The following is a 15,933-nucleotide window of genomic DNA, read 5'->3' on the forward strand; positions in this document are numbered from 1 at the left end:
CATGAAATACGGTATTCTGATGTGACAAAACCTGAATCCTGGTCGTTAAAGTGTTTGTTTGCACTCATATTTTAACTGTTAGGACTCAGGTTTTTTTATTTAAAGCAAACTATGGGACAGCAGTGGCTTATAGCCCCCATTTTTGCCTTCGTATAAGAGTTTTTATGTTAAATGAGGCGGATTTATTTAATCCGCTTACCATTTTTATCGATGATTATTTCACCATCCTCTTTGGTAAAAGCTCCTAATTGAGGCGCAGACAAAATATCTAAAACGAGTTCAGATGGTCTACATAGTTTTACGCCTAACTCAGTCACTACAAATGGACGATTAATTAAAATTGGATACTCAAGCATAAAATTAATGAGCTGTTCATTTGTCCAGTGCTGCTGATCCAACTTGAGCGTTTCAAAGGGTTCTACATTTTTGCGAATAGCTTCACGTACAGAAATCCCTGCGTTTTCAATTAAATTAATGAGTTCGCTCTTACTCGGAGGGGTATTAAGGTATTCAATAATTTCAGGTTCTTCTCCTGTATTTCGAATGAGAGCTAATGTATTTCTTGATGTTCCGCAAGCTGGGTTGTGATAGATCTTAACTTTCGATGACATTGGATTAACTCAGAACTTAATAATATTGCATTTATATATGGATATGCGTATATTCGCAATAGCATATATTGGAGTGTAGATTATGGATCAAGCAGATTTCTTTAAATGCCTATCTGACCCGACACGTCTAGATATTTTAAAAATTATTTTAGCAAGACAAAATGTATGTGTTTGTGAAATCACAGAGATATTACAACTGAGCCAACCTAAGATTTCTCGTCATCTGGCTTTACTTCGTAATCTCTCAATTTTGTTAGATGAGCGTAAGGGACAATGGGTGTATTACCGATTAAATCCTGATTTACCAGAATGGGTAAATGCAGTGCTCAATGTCTTAAATGATGAAGTACTGAATAAATCTGCAAGCAACTTATCTATCTCTATGCAATGCGAGTAATTCAATGTCCGGATCAAAGCTCTCATTCTTAGATCGAAATCTAACGCTATGGATTTTCATTGCCATGGCATTAGGAGTAGGTATTGGTGTATTTTCTCCTCAAGCATCTGTGGTACTCGATCAATTAAGCATTAATTCAGTGAATATCCCTATCGCAATAGGGCTTATTTTGATGATGTATCCACCACTTGCCAAAGTAGACTATGCGACTTTGCCTAAAGTATTTGAGGACAAGCGAACCCTTACATTATCTCTCGTTCAAAACTGGCTAATAGCACCTTGCTTAATGTTTGGTTTGGCAATCATTTTTTTGCACTCCTATCCTGAATATATGACTGGTCTCATTCTGATTGGTTTGGCCAGATGTATTGCTATGGTCTTGGTTTGGAATGGCTTGGCATGTGGTGACAATCAGTATGTCGCTGCCTTAGTCGCGTTTAACAGTATCTTCCAGATCTTATTCTTTAGTACTTATGCCTGGTTATTCTTAACCTTCTTACCACCATTCTTTGGGGTAGAAGCACAAATCATTAATGTGAGCTTTTGGACAATTACCTATGCTGTTCTTATTTATCTAGGTATTCCGTTCTTACTTGGATTTTTAACTCGGTTGATTTTAGTCAAACAGAAGGGGGTGGATTGGTATCAATCTAGATTTATCCCAAAGATTAGCCCAATCAGCCTTATTGCGCTTTTATTCACGATTATAGCCATGTTTAGCCTTAAAGGTGGTGAAGTGGTTAGCCTTCCTCTAGATGTACTTAGGATCGCTATTCCTTTGACAATTTACTTTGTTGCGATGTTCTTCATCAGCTTCTTTATGAGTAAGTGGATGGGTAACGATTATCCTAAAACAACTGCTATTTCCTTTACTGCGGCAGGCAACAATTTTGAATTAGCACTTGCTGTAGCGATTGCCACTTTTGGATTAGCTTCACCTGTGGCTTTCACAACAGTGATTGGACCGCTTGTTGAAGTGCCTGTATTGATTGCCTTAGTGACAGTTTCGCTATGGCTGAGAAAAAAAGTTTTTAAAGAGGCATGAAGCTAATGAACTTACCAAATATTGATCTTAGTCTTTTGGAAAAACCGACTTTAGAAAAAGTTCAGGCAAAGAACCTTGAACATCCTCCAAGAATACTGCTTCTGTATGGCTCAAATCGTGATCGATCATATAGCCGTTTAGCTATTCAGGAAGCTGGTCGAATTCTTGAATATTTTGGTGCGGAAGTGAAAATCTTCCATCCAAAAGGGCTACCTCTGCCTGAAGATGGTGATATGCAACATCCAAAGGTCAAAGAACTGCATGAGCTATTAGCATGGTCAGAGGGCATGGTTTGGTGTTCTCCTGAGCGTCATGGCTCAATGAGTTCAATATTAAAAGCTCAAATTGATTGGATTCCATTAGCAGCGGGTGCAATCCGTGCAACGCAAGGTAAAACCTTAGCTGTAATGCAAGTTTGTGGAGGTTCGCAATCCTTTAATGCTGTAAATCAATTACGTATTTTAGGGCGTTGGATGCGTATGATCACGATACCAAATCAGTCCTCAGTTCCTAAAGCATTTCTGGAGTTTGAAGAGGATGGTCGTATGAAGCCTTCTTCTTATTACATGAGGATTGTCGATGTGATGGAAGAACTTTATAAATTTACGCTTTTAACCAGGGGACAGTCCTCGTATCTCACTGACCGTTACTCTGAACGTGTAGAAAGTGCAGAAGAGCTTTCAAAGCGTGTGAATCAAAAGAGTATTTAGATTTCCTAAAATTAACATAATACACCTTATATGAAACTAAAAATGGGAGCTTTAAGCTCCCATTTTTGCTGAGTTTTTCAATTTTTAGGTAGTAGCCTAGGCTTCAATAAATTACGCACCTAGACGCATTAACTTTTCTTGAATCGCATCACTGACAAAGGCATTTAGAGAATTACTTGATGCTAAAACCGCCTTACGGTGTAATTCAGGACTAATACGGACATTAAAAGTGCCTTTGAATGGTTGATCAGGAGATTTTCCTAGTTCAGCACATGATTCTAAATAGCCGTCTACAGATTCCTGAAAAGCTTTCTCAAGGGCTTTTAAAGTTTCCGCTTCATAGGTAATAAGATCACGAATAAAAGCAAGTTTTCCAAATAACTCACCTGTTTCAAGATCAGGCTCAATTGTTCCGAGATAACCTTTGTATTTTAAATAGCTCATAAAAATCCCTCCTGCTTGAGTGCCTGTTTTACAGCTTTCAATGCCCCACCTTTGATTTCATTTTCAGGGTGTGGTCTATGCAGTAAAATCATATGTTCAGTTTTTTCATTAAAAAACCGAACACGAGAGCCTGCCATTTCAAATTTTTCATAGCCGAGCTGGCTCAGTAAAACGACTAAATCTTTATATGGAAACGTATTTTTTGAATTTCCAAATTTTTCCAATAACTTTTCCGTTTTACCCATATTTTTGCCGTACTCAGTTACGACTAAGTATAGTCCCTTGAAATTAAAAAATGCAACTGAATTTAGTTGCATTTCATATAACCGCCATTATGTTAAATAAGAAAATTAGTAATTTATTTCTTATATTATTTATAGGCAGTATTATTAACCCACAATCCTAGCTTCGTAATAAAGCAAGTATAATCATCCTCAACGTCAAAGCTGTAAGTTTTTAATCGGAATGTCTCTGAGAGAACGTGAACACTTTCACCATTAACACATATTGGACTAGGTACATTATCATCACCTATACATGCGATAGGTCCTTCTAAGCCATATTCGATAAAAGTAAAATATTCAACATTATCAATATCAAAACCTTTTTTATCCGCATTAAATATATTGCTAGGATGGTAACTTCCAGCCACATTTTCCATACTTGTTTTTCGTAATGGATTCACCATAAAAACAAGACCAATGATTTCTTGATCAGATGTTTCTATAGCTTGACCGTTCTTCAACTCATCCAAGCGCGTCCATCCAATATTCTTAACCCAGAATGTCTGATTAGACCTCAGCATATGACTGACCATTTTTCCTTTGCGAGAAAGTTGCAATAATTTGCTTTTATTTAATTTTGATAAATCTGTATTTGCTTTAATTTGGAAATAGATTAGCTCCCAAATCTCACTATTCTCACAAGTAGATATTCTTATAACAGGTTTATAGCATAACTCTCCGTCACCATTTTTCGGCTTTGACAGTACTAAATCTCCGACTTTAATGTTCTGAATGGCGATTAAACCTTTGTCTGTATTTATACGTGTTCCAGCAGGAAAACCAGCTCCTGAATTAAGATATGAGTCCATAAGTCTCTCTTATATTTTTAATTTGATGATTAGTGAGCTTTCCTAAAATTAACATAATACGCGTTATACGAAATTTAAAAAATGAGATTATCCTTATGATAATTAAAGAAATTTAAAAATTTCGTATAATCGCCATTATGTTAAGTAGGCTGATTTTCTTCAATTAGCATGTAGACTAAGTCGATCTCAGGGCAAAGATATCCCATTGACGTTAGAGCTGCTGTGATTTGTCCTCTGTGATGAGTCCCATGATTAAAAACATGCAATAGAGTGGCTGCATAAGGCAACTTCATATCTTTACCTGTAGATGTTTTGTACTGTAAATCATATTTAAATTTTTCCACATCAACATCTTTTAAAAAATCTATCCAGTTATGAGCCTTGTCTTCTAGCTGAGAAATCAGCTTATCTTTATCATTTTCTATGATGGTATTTAACTTGAGTACAGGTGAAGGTTTCGCTAAAAAACGAGGAAACCACAGATAGTGCTCACCAACAAGCAAATGATTTAAAGTTCCAGCGATACTTTTGAAATAAAGTCCATGATTGGCATTGAAATCATCATTAGAAATATTCTTCAAAACCTGATTTAATTTGTGAGTAGACCAAACGTTATATCGAGCTAATAATTCAAAAGTTTTTAAATCCATTTACTTGTACTCTTTAATTTCCCTAAAATTAACATAATACACCTTATACGAAACGTGTTATAATTTACCTTGAAATTCATATACTTATTTCAAAGTTTATAGCCTGAGCATCACTGTTCGGGCTTTTTTTATGTTTTTTCTTGTTCCACGCTTAATTATTGAGCAATGTTCCACGGTTTTATGTAGTCTTATTTAACCCTAAAGCAGAAACAATGTCCCGATAAAAGAAGAATAAACGTCCAAGTAATTATTGATTTTGGAAAACCCATAAAGTTTTAATTTTCTAAAATTAATATGAGACTTGATAAAAACCTCCAATAATGAAGGTTTTTATCAATGACAACTTATGTGTCGTGTGACGGTCACTTATCAGATTTTATAATTTTTTATTTTTGTGTTTTTAGAGTATACCCTAAAGTAACAGCATAAAAGTTCGTAAAATTATGTACCATTTAAATGATTTTTAATCATATATAACATGTAACTTTGGTATTAAAAATTTATAATTTACGAAATTGTTCATTTTTCTTCAATTGGGGCGTGAAAAAGTGAAAGGCCAAAAAGTAGGGTATGTCCGGGTCAGTTCTGTCGAGCAAAACACTGGACGTCAACTTGAGGGAATTGAAGTCGACCGGATTTTTGTTGATCGTGCGTCAGGTAAAAATACCGACCGACCGAAATTTCAAGAAATGTTGAATTATGTCCGGGAAGGAGACCAGGTGATAGTACATTCCATGGATCGTTTTGCGCGAAGCTTAAAAGATTTGGTGACTGAAGTAGATAAACTGGTCAAACGAGGGATCTCCATCCAGTTTGTAAAAGAAAATATTACTTTTACGGCCCAATCCACTCCGATGGATAATTTGATGCTGCAACTGATGGGTGCTTTTGCACAGTTCGAACGTGAGATTATTCTGGAGCGGCAAAAGGAAGGAATTAAACTGGCATCAGCTCAAGGGAAGTACAAAGGTCGGGTACATAAATTGAAACCTGAGCAGGCTGAAGCTTTACGACAAGCATGGAAGGAAGGGAAATATCCTTCAAAAATGGCATTAGGTCAGGCATTCGGTATTAGTCGTCAAGCGGTATACCGCTATTTAAAAGCCGGGGAATAACTCAATTGAATTTTCGACTATATTTAGTTTAGCTTATGAAAATGAGGGAATGTGATAAATCTATGAAAAAGCCTATTCGAGGGGGGAGATTGAACTATCATACTGATTTTAGATGACCATTTAATCAATCACCCCAGATGTTTAGAAAAGAAAAAACCCCGGCATCCTGCTGGGGTTTTTAGTATTGGTTCGCTCGGTATAACTCTTGTTGTACCTTACTTCAAAGCCAAAATCTTTCGAGCACCATTAAGTACGAATAAAGAAACCAGTATACCAATGATTAAGTCTGGATAAGCTGATCCCGTCCATGCCACGAGTACACCGGCAAATATGACGCCCATATTTACCACAACGTCATTCGCTGAGAAAATCCAACTGGCTTTCATATGTGCGCCATCTTCTCGATGACCAGAAATAAGATATAAGCATGTCACGTTAGCTATAAGTGCGAGCAGGCCAATAACAATCATGAGCGTTGATTCTGGCTCGCTTCCAAACATGAATCGTCTAATGACGTCAACAATCACGATGACAGCGAGTAATAACTGAATCCAGCCTGCAAAATGAGCTGCTTTTACTTGATATTTCGCAGCTTTCCCGACGGCATATAGCGCAATACCATAAACGGCTGCATCGGCAAACATATCTAGAGAATCAGCAATCAATCCTGTAGAAGCAGCAATAATACCGCTGATGAATTCTATAAAGAACAGTAGAGCATTAATGCCTAATAACAGTTTAAGTACTTTAGCTTGTCTTACAGGATCAGGTTCATTGGGTAGGTCACCTGAAGAAAGCTGTGTTTCATCAAGTTTCGCCCCAAAACCCAGTCCTTCAAGTTTGGCCGTAATTTGCTGAATCCCTTCATTATGGAAGACTTTCAGTTTTCGATTGGGAAGATCAAAAGTAAGACCTTTAACTGCTTCAAGATCTGCAAGAGTCATACGGACCATTTGCTCTTCAGCAGAGCAATCCATTTTAGGAATGGTGTAGGTACTTGTTTGCTTGGCCTGTTGATTGCTTATATAAGTTTCAGTCTTCACAAGCTTTGCCCCAAAACCCAGTCCTTCAAGTTTGGTGGTTATATTTTCATCTTTTTGATTATGTAGAACCTTTAAAGAACGGTTAGGTAAATCAAAGATGAGTTTTTGAACACCATCAATTGAAGATAGCGCCATACGAACCATCTGTTCTTCCGCAGAACAATCCATTTTGGGAACTAAGTATTCACTCATGTAGTGCGAATCTTTTAAAACGTTTTCAGTGCTTAAATTTTCTTTGGGATCAGAACCACAACAGGATTGAGCGGTATCTTCACAACTGTTTGAAGTGTTACAGCAAGGAGATGAAGATTTTTCTTCTTCCTCTTCACCACAACAGCTAGGCGTATTATCACAATTCTTTGAATTGCTTGCTTCTGCAATTGATGGATGATTTTCTTGTTGAGATTTCTTATCTTCGCATGGTGTTTCTTTACTACATCCACAACCACTCATAGTTATACCCATTAAAAAAATTTATAAACTTTGAATATTAGAATCCCTATAGTTACTATAGAGTCAAGATTTTTTGGAAATACCAACTCAATGCATTTAAAAATTGGTGAACTCTCTAAAAAAACCTCATGTTCAGTATTAACAATTAGGTTTTATGAAAAGGAAGGTTTAATTCCGGAACCCGAAAGAACAGAAGGAAATTACCGCCTTTACGATATAGGCTATGTTGAGCGAATTAAGTTTATTTTGAATTGCCGAACTTTAAATATGAGTTTGAATGAAATTCGTCAATTACTCACCTATAAAGATAATCCCAAGAAAAATTGTTCAGATGTGAATGAATTAATTGACTTACATGTCAGTGCTATCAGAGAAAATATAATCAAGCAACAAAAGCTTATTGAACAATTATCTGATTTAAGAGGTACTTGTGATGGCTTATGTACAATTGACCAATGTGGAGTTTTAAAAAATCTAGCTTGATTATCTAGACCTATGCTTTTTTCAAAAACTCTGTATATCTTTACTTAAGGCTGCAAAAAGATTAAGGTGACTTAAATTTTGTGATCAGATCTTAGATAGCTTTGGTTAGCTTCCGATTGGTGTTTTAAATACAGATTTGTGTATGAAGAGAAAAACATTTCTAATCCAGATATTGGTACTCTTATTCACATTCCAGAATATTTGGAGTGTGGCAGAGGCTGCTTGTCTGCATGAAATGCCAAACATACCCAATTCAATACTCTCTAATCCAATCGATTTAGACGAAAAGAGTGATAGTCCTCGTCAAGCACTTTATTCCCTAGAAAACTATAAAGAAATCTATGACTATTGTCAGAAGGTTTGTTTTAACGAAAAGTGCAGTCATTTCTCAAATACAATCGTGATTCAGATTGACCCACCCGATGATCTGAAGCTTAAAGCTAATTTTGAGACCGGCATTACCCCAACTTATTTGGGAATAACTTTTTATAAACCCCCTTATCTGGATCAATTAACCCCGCCTCCCGATTTGCCCCTACTATTGGTGGGGTAGTCTTATAAAAGCCCACCACTCCTAATTTCATTATGCGTGGGGCATTTTCATGTCAAAAAACAAATTACATCAGGATACCTCCATCCTGAATTTATCCTGGTCAGCCTTAGGTAGCGGTATCTTGCTATCTGCAATGATCAGCTTCAGTACTTCCGTAGTCGCCAGTACTCAAGATTTAACGCTGCAGCAAGCTATTGAGCAGGTTAACCAATATCAAGCGTCCCAAAATTTCTGGGAAACGCAAAACAGCATTAATGCCACGAATCTTCAGCAAAGTAAGCTGTTTAAAAATCCTGAACTGTCAGTTGAACAAACGGGATTTGGTTCAAATAATGAAAAAGAGCTTACCATTGGCATATCACAACCCTTGGATATTTTTGGTGAGCGAAGAGCAAACCAAAAATTAGCCAGTCTCTCTACAGATAAAACAGCGCTGAAACAGAAGATTTATCAAGCACAAATTGAGCTTGCAGTGAAATATGTATGGTCACAACTGGCCATTGCTGAACTTGAAAAAAACATTGTCAATGAACAACTTCGGGTGAGCCAAGAAAACCTTCAAGCAATCGAAAAGCGCTTTAATGCAGGCAGTATTGCCCAAGTAGATGTAAATCGCGCACGTTTAAGCCATGCTGAAAATATCCGTCTTTTTAGACAGGCAGACTTACAGGTACAAGTGGCCACCCAACAATTATCAAATTTATGGGGTACGTCTGATAAGTCATTGCAGGTAAACCTCTCTTCACAAAAGCTCTGGCCAAAATCGACTCATGAACAGGTTCAAGAATATTTAGCGGAAAACTACGTTGAGAAATATCGAGCTTTACTGGTATTAGAGTCTCAAGCAACGGTTGATCAACTAAGGGCAAAGGCACGTCCTAACCCCACTTTAAACCTAGGTGTCAACCGCACCCAATCCTTGGAAAACTCCACACAAAATCAATTAGTAGTCGGAGTCAGTGTACCGCTTAATATTTTCGATCGTCAGCAAAATGGCATAAAAATCGCGCAAGAAAAAATGAACTTATTAGAGCGTCAGAAAGAGTTTTATCTGAAGCAAAATGCGCTGCAAATAGGCACAATTTTAACCGAGTTGCAGGGTTTAGAGCTGCAATTCAAAGTCGTTGACGAGACTCAAATTCCTTTGGCGACTCAAGTTCAAAGTAAGACGCTACAAGGTTTCTTGGCAGGCAAGTTTGCTTTAACCGATGTTCAGCAAGCCACGCTTCAATTACAAGACATCCGTCTGCGTAAAGTCCAGTTGTTACGGGATGGCTGGCAAAAGGCCATTGAAGCAGAAAGTTTGAGCTTAGGCATTAGCCCAAGTGAAGTCATGTCGAAAGATGCTATTGCACAAATCAATCAAAACTTATGGCAAGACATACAGGCCATGCCTGTCATTGGTGGGGGAAATTAACATGTTCGATCTTAAAAACAGCTTAAAAAAACAGAGCGGAAAAATCTCTCAACCTCTACTGATTAGTTTGGTTATCGGCGCTACCGTACTCCTCAGTATTTTTTTGATCTTAACTGGTAAGAATAAATCGGAAACATCAGATGAACATGCAGAGGAAGAAAGCGGAGAAGAACATGGCGGTGAAACCGAAGAGCATGCAGAAGGTGTGAGCCTGACTGCCAAGCAACTGGTGGAACAGGGCATACAATTATCAGCGGTCGATCAAGGCCCGGTGGTTAAATTAAGTTCTTATCCTGCCAAACTGAATGTGAATACTGACCAGCAAGCGCACGTCTCACCGAGTTTTAGTGGTCATGTAGAAAATGTCTATGTAGAACTCGGTCAAAAAGTTCAGAAAGGACAGCCTTTGGCTGCGTTGCTTGTTCCTGATCTAGTTGATCAGCAGGCCAATCTTAAAATTGAACAAACCAACCTTGAACTGGCGAAACAAGACTATGATCGTGAGCGTCAGCTTTGGTCACAGGGCATTTCAGCAAAACAGGACTATCAACGTGCTTATAACAGCTATAAACGGGCACAAATTCAGGTTCAAGCGGCCCAATCACGTTTAAGTGCATTTGGTGCAGTGAATGCCAGTAACGGACGCTATATTTTGAAAGCTCCCATTTCTGGCGTGATCAGTAAAAAGGATTTGGTTCTCGGGGAAAATGTTCAGTTAGCCGATCAACTCTTTACGATAGACCGGTTAGATCAACTCTGGCTTGAGTTTATTGTTCCAAATTCTGAAATTATGGGCTTAGCCCCGAATCAAAAGATCGAATTTAAATCCTTGCAAACAGAAAAGGTTTATCAAGCTGTTATTCAGACTTTAAATACTGAAGCGGATATTCAAACAGGTCGTCTTCAGGTGCGAGCAAAAGTTGAATCGAATGCAACCGAATTACGTCCAAACTTGATGGTGAACGTACAGTTGCAACAACGGAGTGAAAGTACCGCATTACGGGTACTTAAGTCCGCAGTTCAGAATGTCGATGGAAAAGATGTGGTTTTTGTCGCCACTCAGCATGGACAAAAAGTTGAATTCAGTCCGCAACCTGTGAAATTAGGGCAATCATCTGGGGAGAGCCAATGGATTGAAGTGGTGAGTGGGCTTAGTCAGGGACAAAAATATGCCGCTCAAGGCAGTTTTTTACTGAAATCCGAGCTGGAAAAAGGAGAGGCTTCACATGAGCACTGAAACTCCTCAAATTCCAGACCACGAATCGGTAAAACCTGAAGGACTGTTTGATCGACTGATCCAGTTTTCTATCCATAACGCAATCTGGGTCATGCTGTTTATTGCGGCTTGGATTGCTATTGGTATTTATAGTTATCAAAAGTTACCGATTGATGCTGTACCAGATATTACCAATACTCAGGTGCAGATTAACACTTCAGCCAATGGTTTTACGGCTTTAGAAATGGAACAGCGGATTACATATCCAATCGAGAATGCCATGTCAGGCATGCCGAAAATGGAACAAACCCGTTCTATTTCACGCTACGGCTTATCGCAAGTGACCATCATTTTTGAAGATGGCACGGATATTTACTGGGCCAGACAGCTTATCAACCAGCGCTTGCAAGAAGCAATGGGAGAAATGCCTGAAGATGTGCAACCTAACATGTCACCTATTTCGACAGGTTTAGGTGAAATCTATCAATGGGTGATTAAAGCCGAACCAAATGCTAAAAAACCGGATGGGACCGCTTATTCGGCTATGGATTTACGTGAAATTCAGGATTGGATTGTAAGGCCACAATTACAGCGCGTAAAAGGCGTTGCGGAGATCAACAGCATTGGTGGCTTTAATAAAACCTATGTGGTTGCCCCGGATCTGAACCGATTGCAACAATTGCAAATTCCTTTGTCTGATTTACAAACTGCCTTAACAGAGAATAATGAAAACCGTGGTGCTGGCTATATTGAGAAAAATGGACAACAGCTAACGGTTCGTGTTCCCGGCACTTTAAACACGATTGAAGATATCCAGAACATCAGTATTGCCAATAAAAACGGCTATCCGATTCGGGTGGCAGATGTCGCCAATGTCTCAATTGGTCATGACTTGAGAACAGGGGCTGCAACCTATAATGGTGAAGAAACTGTATTGGGTATTGCCATGATGATGATGGGAGAAAATAGCCGTACCGTTGCTCAAGCCATTGATGAAAAGGTGCAATCGATCCAGCAATCGCTACCTAAAGGTGTGGTGATTGAGACTGTGTATGACCGTACGCATTTGGTTGATCGGGCGATCAAAACCGTTCAGAAAAATTTGATTGAGGGTGCAATCCTCGTCATTGTTATTTTATTTCTCTTTCTAGGTAATTTCCGTGCTGCGCTGATCACGGCTTGCGTTATTCCACTGTCAATGCTGTTTACCTTGACGGGAATGGCAGAGCAGAAGATTAGTGCAAATCTGATGAGTTTAGGGGCACTGGACTTCGGTATTATTATTGATGGTGCAGTGGTTATTGTAGAAAACTGTATCCGTCGGCTAGCAGAAGCTCAGAAGCTGAAAGGTGGTTTACTTAGCCGTTCTGAAAGATTTAAAGAAGTCTTCTTGGCTGCAAAACAGGCGCGTCGTCCTCTGATTTTTGGACAGTTAATTATTTTGGTGGTTTATCTACCTATCTTTACCCTGACGGGTGTAGAAGCCAAACTTTTCCATCCTATGGCAATGACTGTTGTACTGGCTTTAATTGGGGCCATGATTTTATCTGTCACTTTTGTGCCAGCCGCAGTTGCCCTATTTGTCACTGGAGAAGTCAAGGAAACCGAAAGTCGCTGGATGCATTGGCTTAAAACCAAATATGAACTGCTTTTAGATAAAGCCTATGAGCTTCGTTTATTTGTGACTATTGTGGCTGCCTGTATTTTAGTGCTTACGGGCGTGCTAGCCACTCAAACAGGTAGCGAGTTTGCACCTCAACTGGGTGAAGGTGATTTTGCTGTTCAGCAAATGCGTTCCCCAAGTACAGGGTTAGAACAGTCACTGAGAATGCAGGAAAATACTGAAAAGTTACTGTTGAAAGAATTTCCTGAAATTAAAGCAATCTTTGCCCGTACCGGTACAGCAGAAGTGGCCACAGATGTCATGCCACCCAACATTTCAGATGGCGTGGTACTGTTAAAACCTCATGATGAATGGCCTGATCCAAAACAAACGATTGATGAGCTTCGCCAAAGAATGATTACTTTCTTAGCGACATTGCCGGGAAATAACAGTGAGTTCTCGCAACCCATTGAACTGCGTTTTAACGAGTTAATTTCAGGGGTGCGAAGTGATGTGGGTGTCAAATTATTTGGCGATGATATGGAAATTCTGAATCGTGAAGCGAATAAGATTTCTCAAAAAATTAACTCAATTTCAGGCGCGACAGCCGTTAATGTAGAACAGACCAGTGGCTTACCCTTGTTGAATGTAGAGGTGGATAAGTCCAGAGCTGCACAATATGGCTTGTCGGTAAGAGCAATTCAGGATCTGGTAGCTACAAGTGTCGGTGGCCAGAATGTTGGAACAATTTTACAGGGAGACAAGCGTTTTGATTTTGTCATCCGTCTAGATGAATCCCAGCGTAGTCCTGAACAGTTAGCGGTACTTCCTATTCAATTGCCGAATGGTGGTTTAGTCCAACTGCAAGATGTGGCACGCGTTGAAAATATCCTGGGTATTAATCAGGTCAGCCGTGAAAATGGTAAACGTCGAGTGGTTATTACTGCAAATGTAGAAGGACGTGATTTAGGCTCATTCGTAACAGAGCTTCAGAGCACGTTATCCAAACAGGAATTACCAAGCGGTTATTGGATAGATTATGGCGGTCAATTTCAAAATCTGATGTCTGCAAAAGCGCGTATGCAATTGGTGGTTCCGCTCGCATTGTTGACGATCTTTATTTTATTGATGGCTGTATTCCATAATATCAAAGAAAGCTTACTGGTCTTTAGTGGTGTACCGTTTGCCTTATGTGGAGGCTTAATCGCGTTGTGGTTGCGTGACATTCCATTATCCATGTCAGCAGGGGTTGGCTTCATTGCACTATCGGGGGTGGCTGTACTGAATGGCTTAGTCATGCTTACCTTTATCAAAGAGTTGCGACAACAATATGACCTTTATTATGCAACGTGGCAGGGTGCAATTTTGCGTCTTAGACCTGTGCTGATGACAGCTTGTGTGGCGTCCCTTGGGTTTGTCCCGATGGCTTTGGCAACCGGAACTGGGGCAGAAGTACAGAGACCTTTAGCAACAGTGGTTATTGGAGGAATTATCTCCTCTACCCTGCTTACATTGGTTTTATTGCCCGTACTGTACCGCTGGATGAATGAAAAGAAAGCTTCTTAATCCATTAGATTAAGCAATTTTTAGCAGAGATATTGAGCCTGTCTCAAGTATCTCTGCTAATCATGGATTGAATAAGGAAAATTTTATGTCAGAACATCATGATCATAGCCATGCGGTTGTTACTGAAGGAAATAGTAAGAAATTAATGTTTGCTTTGGGTTTAACGACTACTTTCTTAATAGTAGAAGTTGTCGCTGCTTTTATTACCCAAAGTTTAGCATTACTGTCTGATGCCGCTCACATGTTTACTGATGTAGCCGCATTAGCTATTGCTCTTGCTGCTATCAAAATTGGTAAAAAAGCCGCAGATGATAAAAGAACTTTTGGCTATCAGCGATTCGAAATTTTAGCGGCTCTGTTTAATGCAGTGATGCTTTTTGTGGTGGCGATATATATTGTCTATGAAGCTTACCAACGCTTTACGCATCCTGCTGAAATTCAAAGTGTTGGAATGATGATTGTCGCAGTCATTGGTTTGGTCATAAATTTGATTTCAATGAAAATCCTTTCTGCGAGTGCTCAAGAAAGTCTAAATGTGAAAGGCGCATATTTAGAAGTCCTTAGTGATGCACTGGGATCGATAGGCGTGATTATCGGAGGAGTGGTCATTTATTTTACCCAGTGGATGTGGGTAGATACCGTAATCGCTGTGTTAATTGGCTTCTGGGTTTTACCTCGAACTTGGGTTTTATTAAAACAAAGTATCCATATTTTGCTTGAAGGGGTTCCTGATGAGATTGATATTGAGTCGTTAAGAAATGATTTATTGATGCTAGAGGGTGTTGAAGGGATTCATCAGTTGAAAGTCTGGGCTATATCTTCAAAAAACATTCATTTAACTGCTCATTTGGTTGCTCCTAATAGCGATCCAGATCAGCTCTATCAAAAGGCCTTAGACGTTCTAAAACATAATCATAGTATTACTGAAATTACGTTACAAATAGAAAGTAAGGAATGTAATACATTGGAACAGCATAAACATTAAAGTGCTGCTCTTTCTACATAATGGACAGATGACTAGGCTGATAAACCTTACCATTTTCCTGTATTACACTTCTATTTATCACACGCACTTTAAACACCATCCTGAGACATTTTAAAATTACAAGAATGTAATTTATGAGTCCTCTGGGTGTTAATTCTTTAAAGTTAGAATATCTAACAAGTATTAAATGAGAGTAAATAAACATGCTATTCAAAAATAAATTTTGTACTAAATTACTGTTAATTAGTGCATTCTTTAGTATCGCAAGTTTTAGTTATGCAGATGGCGGCTTGTTATTTCTTGAAAAGAATTTAAAAGCTTCTAAAGTTGAAAATTCTAAACAAAAACAAGTTAAAAATAATGAATCAAATGAATCAAATGAATCAAATGAATCAAATGAATCAAATGAATCAAATGAATCAAATGAATCAAATGAATCAAATGAATCAAATGAATCAAATGAATCAAATGAATCAAATGAATCAAATGAATCAAATGAATCAAATGAATCAAATGAATCAAATGAATCAAATGAATCAAATGAATCAA

The 15,933-nt window shown here is 38.5% G+C and carries 16 protein-coding genes and 1 pseudogene; 11 read left to right on the forward strand and 6 right to left on the reverse strand.

From position 1 onward, the window contains the following. Nucleotides 1–182: 182 nt before the first annotated feature. The gene (gene arsC, locus FTU46_RS15635; protein WP_166138382.1) at nucleotides 183–611 is read right to left on the reverse strand and encodes an arsenate reductase (glutaredoxin); all 429 of its coding nucleotides are present in this window, start codon (nucleotides 609–611) and stop codon (nucleotides 183–185) included. An 82-nt stretch (nucleotides 612–693) separates the two neighbouring features. Here arsC and FTU46_RS15640 point away from each other — a divergent pair, with 82 nt between their 5' ends. The 3 genes from FTU46_RS15640 to arsH are packed head-to-tail and all read left to right on the forward strand — an operon-like array spanning nucleotide 694 to nucleotide 2,763. Beyond that, nucleotides 694–1,008, forward strand: a complete 315-nt coding sequence (locus FTU46_RS15640; protein WP_166138385.1) for a metalloregulator ArsR/SmtB family transcription factor — start codon at nucleotides 694–696, stop codon at nucleotides 1,006–1,008. Nucleotides 1,009–1,012: 4 nt separating this feature from the next. Then, nucleotides 1,013–2,053 (forward strand): ACR3 family arsenite efflux transporter, encoded by a 1,041-nt coding sequence (arsB, locus tag FTU46_RS15645; RefSeq protein ID WP_180105304.1) that lies wholly within the window; start codon nucleotides 1,013–1,015, stop codon nucleotides 2,051–2,053. Between the two features lie 5 nt (nucleotides 2,054–2,058). Then, on the forward strand, nucleotides 2,059–2,763 hold the full coding sequence (gene arsH, locus FTU46_RS15650) for an arsenical resistance protein ArsH (RefSeq protein WP_166138391.1): 705 nt from the start codon (nucleotides 2,059–2,061) through the stop codon (nucleotides 2,761–2,763). Nucleotides 2,764–2,874: 111 nt separating this feature from the next. Here the strand turns inward: arsH and FTU46_RS15655 are convergent, their stop codons facing one another. The 4 genes from FTU46_RS15655 to FTU46_RS15670 all read right to left on the reverse strand — a co-directional run bounded on the left by FTU46_RS15655 (nucleotide 2,875) and on the right by FTU46_RS15670 (nucleotide 4,950). Beyond that, entirely contained in the window at nucleotides 2,875–3,207 is a 333-nt protein-coding gene (locus FTU46_RS15655; RefSeq protein ID WP_004812232.1) for a type II toxin-antitoxin system HicB family antitoxin, read from the reverse strand. Next, nucleotides 3,204–3,524, reverse strand: coding sequence for a type II toxin-antitoxin system HicA family toxin (locus FTU46_RS15660; RefSeq protein ID WP_257224671.1), 321 nt, complete (start codon nucleotides 3,522–3,524; stop codon nucleotides 3,204–3,206). Before FTU46_RS15660 ends, FTU46_RS15655 begins: the two co-directional genes overlap by 4 nt. 53 nt (nucleotides 3,525–3,577) lie before the next feature. Continuing rightward, nucleotides 3,578–4,300 (reverse strand): hypothetical protein, encoded by a 723-nt coding sequence (locus FTU46_RS15665; RefSeq protein WP_180105305.1) that lies wholly within the window; start codon nucleotides 4,298–4,300, stop codon nucleotides 3,578–3,580. A 140-nt stretch (nucleotides 4,301–4,440) separates the two neighbouring features. Next, a complete protein-coding gene (locus FTU46_RS15670; RefSeq protein WP_180004258.1) occupies nucleotides 4,441–4,950 on the reverse strand; it encodes a DinB family protein in 510 nt (169 codons plus the stop codon). 548 nt (nucleotides 4,951–5,498) lie between these two features. Between FTU46_RS15670 and FTU46_RS15675 the strand changes: the two genes are divergently transcribed. Next, nucleotides 5,499–6,065, forward strand: a complete 567-nt coding sequence (locus tag FTU46_RS15675) for a recombinase family protein (protein WP_104470814.1) — start codon at nucleotides 5,499–5,501, stop codon at nucleotides 6,063–6,065. Nucleotides 6,066–6,280: 215 nt separating this feature from the next. Here the strand turns inward: FTU46_RS15675 and FTU46_RS15680 are convergent, their stop codons facing one another. Further along, nucleotides 6,281–7,561: a cation transporter gene (locus FTU46_RS15680; protein WP_104500112.1), complete on the reverse strand. Its 1,281-nt coding sequence runs from the start codon at nucleotides 7,559–7,561 to the stop codon at nucleotides 6,281–6,283. A gap of 90 nt (nucleotides 7,562–7,651) precedes the next feature. Between FTU46_RS15680 and cadR the strand changes: the two genes are divergently transcribed. The 7 genes and pseudogenes from cadR to FTU46_RS15715 form a co-directional block, all read left to right on the forward strand. After that, the gene (gene cadR / locus FTU46_RS15685) at nucleotides 7,652–8,044 is read left to right on the forward strand and encodes a Cd(II)/Pb(II)-responsive transcriptional regulator (protein ID WP_004281856.1); all 393 of its coding nucleotides are present in this window, start codon (nucleotides 7,652–7,654) and stop codon (nucleotides 8,042–8,044) included. Between the two features lie 142 nt (nucleotides 8,045–8,186). Continuing rightward, on the forward strand, nucleotides 8,187–8,597 hold the full coding sequence (locus tag FTU46_RS15690) for a hypothetical protein (RefSeq protein WP_004733191.1): 411 nt from the start codon (nucleotides 8,187–8,189) through the stop codon (nucleotides 8,595–8,597). 49 nt (nucleotides 8,598–8,646) lie between these two features. Continuing rightward, entirely contained in the window at nucleotides 8,647–10,014 is a 1,368-nt protein-coding gene (locus tag FTU46_RS15695) for a TolC family protein (RefSeq protein ID WP_004281854.1), read from the forward strand. Nucleotide 10,015: 1 nt separating this feature from the next. Beyond that, nucleotides 10,016–11,251 carry an efflux RND transporter periplasmic adaptor subunit gene (locus FTU46_RS15700; protein ID WP_004281853.1) on the forward strand — a complete coding sequence of 412 codons (1,236 nt, stop codon included), beginning with the start codon at nucleotides 10,016–10,018 and terminating at the stop codon, nucleotides 11,249–11,251. Further along, entirely contained in the window at nucleotides 11,241–14,399 is a 3,159-nt protein-coding gene (locus FTU46_RS15705) for an efflux RND transporter permease subunit (RefSeq protein WP_004281852.1), read from the forward strand. The genes FTU46_RS15700 and FTU46_RS15705 overlap by 11 nt, the downstream gene beginning before the upstream one ends. Before the next feature lie 85 nt (nucleotides 14,400–14,484). Next, nucleotides 14,485–15,384, forward strand: a complete 900-nt coding sequence (locus tag FTU46_RS15710) for a cation diffusion facilitator family transporter (protein ID WP_004665978.1) — start codon at nucleotides 14,485–14,487, stop codon at nucleotides 15,382–15,384. Between the two features lie 203 nt (nucleotides 15,385–15,587). Continuing rightward, nucleotides 15,588–15,767, forward strand: a pseudogene (locus FTU46_RS15715) (hypothetical protein); the annotation flags it as partial. Between the last annotated feature and the right edge of the window lie 166 nt (nucleotides 15,768–15,933).

This window comes from Acinetobacter sp. YH12108 (assembly GCF_013419055.1).
In the GTDB taxonomy this organism is placed as follows: domain Bacteria; phylum Pseudomonadota; class Gammaproteobacteria; order Pseudomonadales; family Moraxellaceae; genus Acinetobacter.